This is a genomic window from Providencia rettgeri, from assembly GCF_041075285.1.
GTDB classification, from domain to species: Bacteria; Pseudomonadota; Gammaproteobacteria; order Enterobacterales; family Enterobacteriaceae; genus Providencia; species Providencia rettgeri_G.
The window spans coordinates 2,196,019-2,207,181 of sequence record NZ_CP163512.1; the positions used below are offsets into that span (position 1 = coordinate 2,196,019).

The 11,163-nt window shown below is 41.6% G+C and carries 8 protein-coding genes; 1 reads left to right on the forward strand and 7 read right to left on the reverse strand.

Going from position 1 to position 11,163, the window contains the following annotated elements; all coding sequences use genetic code 11:
- Nucleotides 1-238: 238 nt before the first annotated feature.
- From pqiC to rlmKL, 5 genes are read right to left on the reverse strand one after another with little or no spacing between them, the layout of a single operon-like run.
- A complete protein-coding gene (gene pqiC / locus AB6N04_RS10045; protein ID WP_369308160.1) occupies nucleotides 239-793 on the reverse strand; it encodes a membrane integrity-associated transporter subunit PqiC in 555 nt (184 codons plus the stop codon).
- On the reverse strand, nucleotides 793-2,442 hold the full coding sequence (pqiB, locus tag AB6N04_RS10050; RefSeq protein WP_369308161.1) for an intermembrane transport protein PqiB: 1,650 nt from the start codon (nucleotides 2,440-2,442) through the stop codon (nucleotides 793-795). The genes pqiC and pqiB overlap by 1 nt, the downstream gene beginning before the upstream one ends.
- Nucleotides 2,439-3,713 carry a membrane integrity-associated transporter subunit PqiA gene (gene pqiA, locus AB6N04_RS10055; protein ID WP_369308162.1) on the reverse strand — a complete coding sequence of 425 codons (1,275 nt, stop codon included), beginning with the start codon at nucleotides 3,711-3,713 and terminating at the stop codon, nucleotides 2,439-2,441. The genes pqiB and pqiA overlap by 4 nt, the downstream gene beginning before the upstream one ends.
- Nucleotides 3,714-3,745: 32 nt before the next feature.
- The gene (locus tag AB6N04_RS10060; RefSeq protein ID WP_369308163.1) at nucleotides 3,746-5,653 is read right to left on the reverse strand and encodes an ABC transporter ATP-binding protein; all 1,908 of its coding nucleotides are present in this window, start codon (nucleotides 5,651-5,653) and stop codon (nucleotides 3,746-3,748) included.
- A gap of 12 nt (nucleotides 5,654-5,665) precedes the next feature.
- Nucleotides 5,666-7,774, reverse strand: a complete 2,109-nt coding sequence (gene rlmKL, locus AB6N04_RS10065) for a bifunctional 23S rRNA (guanine(2069)-N(7))-methyltransferase RlmK/23S rRNA (guanine(2445)-N(2))-methyltransferase RlmL (protein WP_369308165.1) — start codon at nucleotides 7,772-7,774, stop codon at nucleotides 5,666-5,668.
- A gap of 98 nt (nucleotides 7,775-7,872) precedes the next feature.
- Between rlmKL and AB6N04_RS10070 the strand changes: the two genes are divergently transcribed.
- Nucleotides 7,873-8,988 (forward strand): YcbX family protein, encoded by a 1,116-nt coding sequence (locus AB6N04_RS10070; protein ID WP_369308166.1) that lies wholly within the window; start codon nucleotides 7,873-7,875, stop codon nucleotides 8,986-8,988.
- 138 nt (nucleotides 8,989-9,126) lie between these two features.
- Here the strand turns inward: AB6N04_RS10070 and AB6N04_RS10075 are convergent, their stop codons facing one another.
- Together AB6N04_RS10075 and pyrD are read right to left on the reverse strand one after the other, a co-directional pair.
- A complete protein-coding gene (locus AB6N04_RS10075; RefSeq protein ID WP_369308167.1) occupies nucleotides 9,127-9,672 on the reverse strand; it encodes a cell division protein ZapC in 546 nt (181 codons plus the stop codon).
- A 251-nt stretch (nucleotides 9,673-9,923) separates the two neighbouring features.
- Nucleotides 9,924-10,934, reverse strand: coding sequence for a quinone-dependent dihydroorotate dehydrogenase (pyrD, locus tag AB6N04_RS10080; RefSeq protein WP_369308168.1), 1,011 nt, complete (start codon nucleotides 10,932-10,934; stop codon nucleotides 9,924-9,926).
- Nucleotides 10,935-11,163 lie beyond the last annotated feature (229 nt).

An 11,163-nucleotide genomic window follows, 5' to 3' on the forward strand; every position in this document is an offset into this window, starting at 1 on the left:
AGGCTAGGCGAGAGGTTCGCCGCCGAGTGTACTCGGCAACAGCCTCTCAACGCAGCATTAAATGAATGAAACGTGCTTTAATCGAACCCATAGGGCTGCGTAGGGACAATAGTGGATTCAAATCGTCGTCAGTCAGCCACAATGGATACATTTTTCACTTTTGGGATTGTTTTTTGACCTTTTTTAGCGGTAAAAATCATCAGTAAAGATAAACAGCCCCGAGTTAAATTATGATCACTTAGTATTTATTGATTTCGTCAGCAATTCCTTTTGCAACCTGCTGCCACCCTGTTGCTAATGTACGGACTAATTCAGGATAACCGTCTTCTTGTTGATCCAGTTGTACATCAAAGTTACGGCGGATCAGATTCTTACCCTGTGAGTACGTCCAGAAACCTTGAATAAGTACCTTACCATCATAACGACCATTAAATGCCGTCAAGGTGATATCTAAAGTATCTGGTGAATTTTGCAGTGGTTGTAAAGAAACCAACTTTTCAGGCAATGCTGCGGATAATTCACTCACCATTGATTGACCCAGTTGCTGCTCTAACGGACTTGCCCATAGATGCGTACTTGCATTGGTGTAGCTTACATCACTTGTTTGATAAGTGATGCCATTCGACGTTAATACATCCGATAGCATAATGCGTTGCAGCCAAATCTGGCCTTTATCCATCACCGCCGCAGATTGCGTTTCAGAAGCTTTGATTGGCAATTGGTAGTACATCTTTTCAGGTTTACTACTGCATGCTGCCAACAACAAAACAAATATCGATATCAGATATCTCATTATTTTCTAACTCCTTTCGGCTGTACATCCTTAGTCGGTTCGGCTTCAAAGACTAATGCATTGCTCTTATTGTTTAACGTTCTTAACAACGGCTGCACTTCTCTCAAGACTTGATCTAACCGCTGCATATTATCCACCATCTTATTGTAAGCAGGTGAACCAGGCTGGAAGCCTTGCATTGCACGATTCATTTCTTGTAATGTTTTTTGTAAATCATGTGGCAGGTTTTGGAACTCTTTACTCGCCATCACTTTATTCAGTTCAACCAACATTGCATTGGCTTCTTTCACCACTTTTTGCCCTTCCGCCAATGTTTGTGTGGTTTGGTTCAACATAGGTTCAATTGGCATATTGTTGATTTTATCCAGCACCGCAATCACTTTTTGCTGAATTTGGGCTAATCCACCGCTGGTTGTTGGGATGATTTTATACCCTGCAACCACAGTTGGGCCTTTATACGGCTCAGCATTTGGTACAAAGTCTAAATCCACAAATAGTGCACCCGTCAGTAAATTACCTGATTTCAATGACGCCCTTAGCCCATCTTTCATCGCTAATTTTAATTCATTTTTTAAATTAAAATTCGCCCCGACATCTTTAGAAAAACGTTCTGGTTCGATATGAATAAGAACAGGTATTCTAAAGTCATTGTCCAGTGATTGATCTAAGCCTGCGGTATAGAACGGAACCTGTGCAACTGTTCCTAAACGAATACCCCGGAACTCCACAGGGGCACCTGGCTGCAAACCACGCACGGAATCAGAGAAAAAGAGAACAAAATCTTGATACTCGGTATACAACGAATTTTGAATACTGCTTTGATTATCGAATAGCTCGAATTCCGTATTCTCCTTCACGCTAGTTCCCGGTACCCATCCTGTAGGAACATCAAAACTCACCCCGCCCGTCAATAATGTGGCAATCGACCCCATTTCAACGTGCACACCTTGGGATGACATATCAAACGCAATACCGCTGTCTTTCCAGAAACGAACGTTTGAGCTAATCAGTTTGTCATAAGGGGCATTGATAAACAGTTGATAACGCATATCGCGTTTATCCATGTCGAAATTACTGGTTTCAACAGAGCCCACACGGTAGCCTCGGAATAACACCGGATCGCCCGGGTTGAGCTGCCCCGCTTTATCACTCACTAGAATAACACGGATCCCCTTAGCATCTGGAGACGCTAAAGGCGGTGTATCTAACAAGGTAAATTCAAAATGTTCTTTTGCCGCCAGTCCCGGCTGGAGCTCAATATAAGCTCCTGAAAGTAACGTCCCTAGACCAGTAACGCCATCGCGCCCTATTGTCGGTTTTACAATCCAAAATGCCGAGTCAGTGCGAAGTAACTCTTTCATTTCATTATTTAAACGCGCTTTAATAATGACACGACTAAAATTGTCATCCAAGGTCACGCTTTCCACAACGCCGATATCGACACTGCGACTTTTAATTTTTGTTTTACCCGCTTCTATCCCTTCAGCATTATAAGTGATCAACGTCACTTCAGGGCCTTGGTTACTAAAGTGGTAAAATAAGATCCAAGCACCAAGTAAAACAGTGACTATTGGGATCACCCATACAGGTGACCAACTTTTTAGTTTACTGACTTTAGCATTGGCCTGTGGTGTTTCTTGTGAGGTCACCCGATGGCTCCTTCTTGTTCAGCAGTATTCACTGCATTTTTCGCATCACAACGATCCCAAGTCAATCGAGGGTCAAATGTCATCGCCGCAAACATCGTTAAAATGACGACAATACCAAAGAAAATAATCCCCATCGCAGGAACGATGCTCATTAACTGCCCCATTTGGACTAAAGAGGCCAAAATCGTAATCACAAATACATCAATCATTGACCAACGACCGACATATTCAACCAGTTCATAAATAAAATGCATACGATGTGGGTCGCGGTTGCCATATCCTTTTGAATCAAGACACAACCAAGCAATACCAATCATCTTCAACGTCGGAACCATAATACTGGCAATAAAGATAACCATAGCGACAGGATATGAACCATCCTCCCACAACAAAATAACCCCATCAATAATGGTGGAGTTTAAGTCGCTTCCGAGTGTATTAGTCGTCATCATCGGCAACACATTCGCAGGAATATACAACATAACGGATGTCACAAGCAGCGCCATTGTCCACTGCAGGCTTTGGTGTTTACGCACACTGCCATGGGAGTGGCAACGTGGACATTTGGATTGTTCCGCGGGTAAAATAGCAGTACAAACCAAACACAAGCGTACATTTTGGCTTATGCCTGTTTGCCCTACTTTTAGCGGATGCGCTAGTTTTGGCGGCTCCTCAATACGCCCCCATAACCAATGTCTGTCTAAACATTGGAATGCCCTCACTTGTAACATACAAAATGCACAATAAGGTAAAAAACTCAGCCCAATGCCAATATCCCCATAAGCAATTAATTTTACAAAGCTGACCAAAACACCCGCTAAGAAAATTTCTGCCATGCACCACGCTTTCATTTGAAATAAAATCCGCGTGATCACGACCTTAATCCCTTTAGGAACATGCACTTGTAACCCAAAGAGGATAATGGTGACCATACAAAAAGCAGGTATAATTAAAGAGAAAAACAGGAAAAAAAGTGCTAAGCCGCTATAACGTGTAGTTGCGATAATCTCGATAATTTGAAAAAGCGAAATTTCGTTTTCAATCCCCGCTGCACTCATTTTCACAAAAGGAAATAAGCAGGCAATGAATAGCATGATCAATGCACTAAACGCATAGGCAGCAGGCTGCCTATACGGATATCGCCATTTAGAAACCAATGTGGTCTCACAGCGCGGGCAAGTTGCTTTGCTACCTTGCTCCAACTCAGGAACCGCAACCAACATATCGCACTGAGGACAAAGCACATGTTCATGAGACTCATGAGTACACAAAGAATATTCGCTCCTCTGATTAATCAATCTACTCAACCGTTCTTAAGCAATTCAAGCTCTTGCCAGCGGTCAAATGCGTGTTCAAGTTCAGCTTCTTTTTCTGCTAACAGACTTAATGTTTTTTCTGTAACATCATGAGGTTGGCTAAAGAAATCCGCATCGCTAACTTTCGCTTGTAACGCTTCAATTTCCGTTTCCAGTTGCTCAAGTTTCGCAGGCAATTGTTCTAGCTCACGCAATAAATTATAACTGAGTTTATTTGGTCGCTTTGCCGCTTCTTTCGGTTTTGCCGCTTTTTCTTGTGCTGCTACTTTACTCGTTTGTTCGGCTCTCAAACTCACGGTTTGTGCTCTTTGTTTTTGCGCATCAAAATAGCCCCCAACAAAGCGGTTGATAACGCCATTACCTTCAAAGATCCAGCATTCAGTCACACTATTATCGACAAATTCACGGTCATGGCTTACCAGCAACACGGTTCCTTGGTAGCCATCCACTAATTCTTCAAGTAATTCTAACGTTTCGACATCAAGGTCGTTGGTCGGTTCATCAAGGATCAACAGATTACTTGGTTTTAAGAATAATCGAGCTAGCAATAGCCGGTTGCGCTCACCACCAGATAAAGCCCTAACGGGGGTCATAGCACGTTTGGGTGGGAACATGAAGTCTTGTAAATAGCCTAATACATGGCGTGGCTTGCCATTCACCATCACCTCTTGCTTACCTTCCGCTAAATTATCCATAACGGTTTTATCAGGGTCTAACGCTGCACGGTGCTGGTCAAAGTAAGCGACTTCAAGTTTTGTACCACAGTGCACGCGGCCGCTATCGGCTTGTAACTCTCCAAGCATCAAGCGCAATAATGTGGTTTTACCACAACCATTTGGCCCAACTAATGCGATTTTGTCCCCCCGCATTACCTGTGCAGAAAAATCCTTTACCAACACTTTATTATCGATTTGGTAATTCACATTTTCCATTTCAAACACAATTTTACCGGAGCGTGCCGCTTCCCCCACTTGCATTTTCGCCGTTCCCATCACTTCACGGCGCATTGAGCGTTCAACACGTAGTGCTTTCAGGGCACGAACACGTCCTTCATTACGAGTACGACGTGCTTTGATACCTTGGCGGATCCACGCTTCTTCTTGAGCCAGTTTTTTGTCGAATTCCGCATTCTGCATCTCTTCAACGCGTAACGCCTCTTCTTTGCTGACTAAATAATCATCATAAGTCCCCGGCCATGACGCGAGTTGTCCACGGTCTAAATCGACAATACGGGTTGCCATATTGCGAATAAATGAACGGTCATGGGAAATAAACACAATACTGCCTTGGAAATCTTTGAGGAAATTTTCCAACCACAAGATAGTTTCAATATCCAAGTGGTTCGTTGGCTCATCTAAAAATAACACCCGTGGATTACTGACTAATGCACGCCCTAGCGCAGCTTTACGTAACCATCCCCCAGAAAGAGAAGAAAGCTCAGCATCCGCCGGGAGGTCCAATTTTTTTAACACATCGCTAATACGAGAATCCAATAACCATAAATTGCGATTATCAAGTACTTCTTGTAATTCAGCCATTTTATTTAAGTTTTTCTCACTCGGATCTTCTTCCACCAATTTTGCGATGTGATGGTAATCCTTCAGGTATTGCGCTTGCTCCTCAACGCCTTCTGCCACAAAATCAAAAATAGTCCCTTCCACATTACGTGGAGGATCTTGCTGCAAGCGCGCAACCACTAAACCCTGTTCGTAAATAAGCTGACCATCATCCAACGGCTGTTCTTTCGTCAATACACGCATCAGGGTTGATTTACCCGCACCATTTCTACCGACTAAACAGACCCGTTCGTTATCTTCAATATGTATTTCAGTATTATCGAGTAATGGTGCATCACTGAAGGAAAGGTACGCACCTGATAAATTAATTAAAGCCATTGATTGTATCCTTTACTCTGCGTGGCGAATTAACCAGCAGTTATGAATTTGACGATTACGTGCAAAATCTTCAGAAAGCGTTTTCGCAGTGATTTCTTGTGCTTGTAGTCCTAGCGCTGCGATTGCGTCCATATCCATTTTGAAACCGCGTTTGTTGTTTGAGAACATAACTGTTCCGCCGCGGCGTAATAATCGTTTTAAATGTGTAATCAATTGCACATGGTCACGTTGCACATCAAATGTGCCATCCATGCGCTTAGAATTGGAAAATGTTGGCGGATCAATAAAGATCAGATCAAATTGCTCATTGCTGTTTGCCAACCAACTTAAACAATCGGCCTGAATTAAGCGATGTTGACGCCCTGTTAACCCATTCGCTTGTAAGTTTTTCTCAGCCCATTCAAGGTACGTTCGAGACATATCGACGGATGTCGTGCTTTTCGCCCCGCCTAAGCCTGCATGCACCGTTGCCGTACCGGTATAACAAAATAAGTTTAAAAAATCAGCACCTTTGCTCATTTCGCCTAACATGCGACGCGCGATGCGGTGATCTAAAAATAGCCCCGTATCGAGGTAGTCTGTTAGGTTTACCAACATTTTGGCATTGTATTCTTGCACTAAGAAAAAGTCGTTTTTTTGTGCCAACTTTTCGTATTGCTGTTTGCCTTTTTGGCGCTGACGTGTTTTTAACACTAACTGATTTGACGTCAGTTCTAACACATTCATGGTTGCGGTGATCACATCAAATAAACGCTGACGTGCTTTACGTTCATCCACAGTTTTTGGTGGTGCATATTCTTGGATCACCACCTTGTCGCCATAAATATCGACTGCAACATTATACTCAGGTAGATCAGCGTCATAAACACGATAGCTTTCAATACCCTGCTGCTTTGCCCACTTAGTTAGTTTTTTCAAGTTCTTACGTAAGCGGTTAGCAAAGTCTGGGGAAATTTCTGCAACAGTTTCAGAAGGGGTAGCGGCTAATTGGTAATTTTTTTGTACGCAATCTAATGGGCCGTTTTTCGCTTTAAACTCACGCTCTGAACGTAATTGTAAGCAGCTCAATAATTCAGGTGACGCGCTGAAAATCGACAAACGCCAGCCTGGAAAGCGCGTTTTAACCACGCGCCCTAATTGGCTATGCAGCGCAATTAATGCCGGTTCACTCTCTAAACGTTCACCATATGGCGGGTTACTGATAATAGTCCCTACCGTATCTGTTTTAACTGGGTTTTCCAACGCAGCCGCGTCACCTTGGCTAAATGTAATCACATCTTGTAGGCCTGCGCGACGCGCATTGGCACGAGCCATTTCCAACACACGTTTATCGATATCGAAACCATAAAACCGTGATGTGTTCTCTTTTAAGCCTTGGCGAAAACGCACTTGTGCCTCAGTGGTTAACTCTCGCCATAATTCAGCATTAAATTTCGACCATGCATAAAAGCCCCAATGGTTGCGATGTAACCCTGGCGCTTTATCTGTTGCCATCATAGCGGCTTCAATTAATAACGTCCCCGAACCACACATTGGGTCAACTAATGGGGTTCCTTGCTGCCAACCTGAACGGTTAATAATTGCAGCGGCTAACGTTTCTTTTAATGGCGCTTGCCCCGCTAAATCACGGTAGCCACGAATATGCAGCGGATCGCCACTTAAATCTAACGCAACACTGACTTTTTCTTTATTTAGGTACACATTGATGCGAATATCCGCCTGTTGACGTGCAACATTTGGGCGCTGATCTAATTTGCGCACAAAGCTGTCGACAATCGCGTCTTTCACTTTTAAGGCACCGTATTGGCTGTTACGAATTTCGTCATTGGTGCCTGTAAAATGCACAACAAACGTATCATTAACAGAAAAAATTTCAGACCAGTCAATTGCCTGTACACCAAGGTATAAGTCTAGGTCGCTGTACACATCAAAATCATTCAATGGCAATAAAATACGCGACGCCAGCCGACTCCACAGTAAACTTTGGTACATGACCCGTTCATCGGCCTGAAAATAGACGCCCCCTTGGGTCACTTTACACTGACTAGCACCAAGTGCTTCCAGTTCCGTTTTCAGTAGTTCTTCTAGGCCACGAGCTGTGCTGGCAAACAGAAAATTCATAGTATTTATTACCGATTTCGATGAAAAATTGTTGCGCATTATAGCTAATCTTATGCAGTTGTCATAAAGTTGCTGCGCACAATTATAAGGATTAAAAAATGATCACGCTTTCGCGCCTTTATACACACCCAGTAAAATCCATGAGAGGGGTGCGTTTATCTCATGCCTTCGCTGACATTAGCGGTTTGACTTTTGATCGTAATTTTATGGTAACCACGCTGGAAGGTAAATTTATTACGGCGAGAAAATACCCACAAATGTTATTATTTACACCGGTTATGCTCAATAACGGTCTTTACCTCAGAGCGCCCAATGGTGAAAGTGCAACAGTATTGTATCAGGACTTTGACGATAAGCAGAGCCCTACTGAAGTTTGGGGTAATCATTTTCATGCACTTATTGCACCAGATGCAATAAACCGTTGGTTAAGTACCTTTTTTGATGAGCCAGTTCAATTACGTTGGTTGAGTCCACAACTTTCTCGCCGCGTTAAAGGGCACCAGGATGTGCCGATGTCTTTCGCTGATGGTTACCCTTTTCTCTTAATTAATGAAGCTTCCGTTCAAGAACTGCAACGCCGTTGCCCTGCTGGTATTAAATTAGAGCAATTTCGTGGAAACTTAATTATTACGGGTGCAAAACCCTTTGAAGAAGACACATGGAAAACCATTCAAATTGGTGAGGTGATTTTTACTTTAGATAAGCCTTGTAGCCGCTGTATTCTTACAACGGTGAGCCCAGAAAAAGGCATTAAACATCCGAATAGCGAACCCTTAGCGACACTACAAACTTTTCGTTCAGATGAAAAAGGCGATGTCGATTTTGGGCAAAATATGATCATCCAAAACACGGGGATCGTTCGTGTTGGTGACATATTAACCGTGTTAGAAACGAAACCAGCCAAGCAATATTTAACTCAAGAAAGAGACAATGATCTTTCAGGGCAAAATGTACAATCTCAAATTAATAAAGTCAGCTTAGTTTTCGACGAAATCGAATACGAAGGCGATAACCAGAATGTGATCTTAGAGCAACTGGAATTACACGGTTTAAATATTCCCTATTCGTGTCGAGCAGGAATTTGTGGCCGATGTAAAATTAAATTAGTGTCTGGTGAAGTGACGCCATTAAAACAAAGTGCGGTTAGCGAAAATGGCTATATATTAGCTTGTAGCTGCATCCCTAAAACGGCGCTAAAATTGGCATTTAAGTAAAATTTAATTTTTGAACATTTAACACCATCAACAATGTTTTAATGATGATGGTGTTAACATTCTAATAACCGAATTAATCATTATACTGAGAAAGATAATTTTATTTATTCGTTTTTAGATATGATCATTGATGATCAATCAAACCACATTTCCATATAACTGCCGTTTGGCTTTAGATGAATATTCAAGCATACGATCATTCATGATCTTAATTGGATCGCAAAATCTTAAAATACGATCTGGTAATTCCAATACAGGTTCTGCCAATAAACACAAACTGGCACATGAACCCGCTTCTGCAATAATAAACGTAAAATAGTGATGACTATTCTCTAAACAAACTTGAATAATCTGCCCTTGTTTTGGCGTATTAATCGCATGGAATGTAGTGAAATACCAACTTTTAGGCATCTGCGGTTTTAAAAAACGATGAGCAACAAGGCAATTAAGCACTAATTCAGCCCTTTCCTCTTGCGTTATATTTAATCGTTTAGCTTGCTCATCAAATAAATAAAATTCCCCAGCATCCTCGATACTAAATGGCATTTCATTACGGGCAAATACCGTCAGCATTTTAGCTGGAAAACATGAACGAAATATCATGCCGTTGGCGAGATCTAGCATCACTCTGTCATGGTCATGATCAAAATACCAACGCCAATGATCATCTGGTTTAATATTCATAAACGGATCCTTCAGCGATTTACCGGTAAATATATATAAGAACGATCATCTATATGATCCTTCCTAAATTTACTCTAAAGCTGACTTTTATACCCCCAATTATTCGCCTTACAGATAACCGAATAATGCCATTATCAAATAACAAATTCGCTGAAGATTGAAATAAAATTGATATAAAAATAGCCACTATTAGCAATATAGTTTAAAAGGGGGCATAAAGAAACCCCCTTGTTAAGTAAATTTACAATTTACTAGATATGATTGACAATATCTTTAATTAATTTTGGGCCATGATAAATAAAACCAGAGTAAATTTGAATTAATGAAGCACCTGCTTGCATTTTTTCACGCGCTGCTGTTAATGAATCAATTCCACCCACACCAATAATCGGAAGCTTACCATTTAATTCGCGAGAAATAAGTTTAATCACTTGAGTACTTTTTAATTGAACAGGACGTCCACTGAGTCCGCCCATTTCATTGCAGTGATCTAACCCTTGAACCAGAGAGCGATCTAGTGTGGTATTCGTTGCGATAACACCATCGATATTATGTCTCACTAGGCTATCTGTCACTTGAATAATTTCTTCTTCAGATAAATCGGGCGCAACTTTAACAGCCACTGGAACATATTTATTGTGTAACGATTGTAGTTCTAATTGCTTTGCTTTTATACCACTTAATAAATCATCCAGTGCTTCACCATATTGCAATGAACGCAAACCCGGTGTATTTGGTGATGAGATATTAATGGCAATATAGCCTGCATGTGCATACACCTTATCCATGCAAATAAGGTAATCATCTTTACCATGCTCTACAGGGGTATCTTTATTTTTACCAATATTAATTCCAATGATACCGCCATAATTGGATTTTTTGACATTCTCAACAAGGTTATCGACACCCTTATTATTAAAACCCATGCGGTTAATGATCCCTTCCGCTGCAACTAAGCGAAAAAGTCTTGGCTTATCATTTCCTGGCTGAGGACGTGGTGTTACAGTACCAATTTCAACAAACCCAAACCCCATTGCACCAAACGCATCAATACATTCACCGTCTTTATCCAATCCCGCAGCTAACCCAAGTGGATTTTTAAAAGAAAGTCCCATACATTGGGTTGGTTTAATGGCGATAGATTGGCGAATAAGACATTGAAAAGGTGAATGGTTTAAACGTTGAAGCTGGCGAAAAGTGATTTCATGCGCTTTTTCGGGGTCGAACTGGAATAGTGCCTTGCGGGCAAGGTGATATAACATATCCAATAACCTATATTCTGCTAGTGCGTTTCAATAAAATAGACATTATGTCGCACGCCAAAACCCTCGCCAAAGACTGATTATCGAGTTTTCACGGTGCGGACTATTTTTCGTCGGATAAAACGCGCTATAGATTACCCTAATTAGGGGCAACTTTACTATGAAAAAAATCAAAAAATTAAAGGGGGAAGATAGTTAATCTTCCCCCTCAGACTGCTGACAAACATAA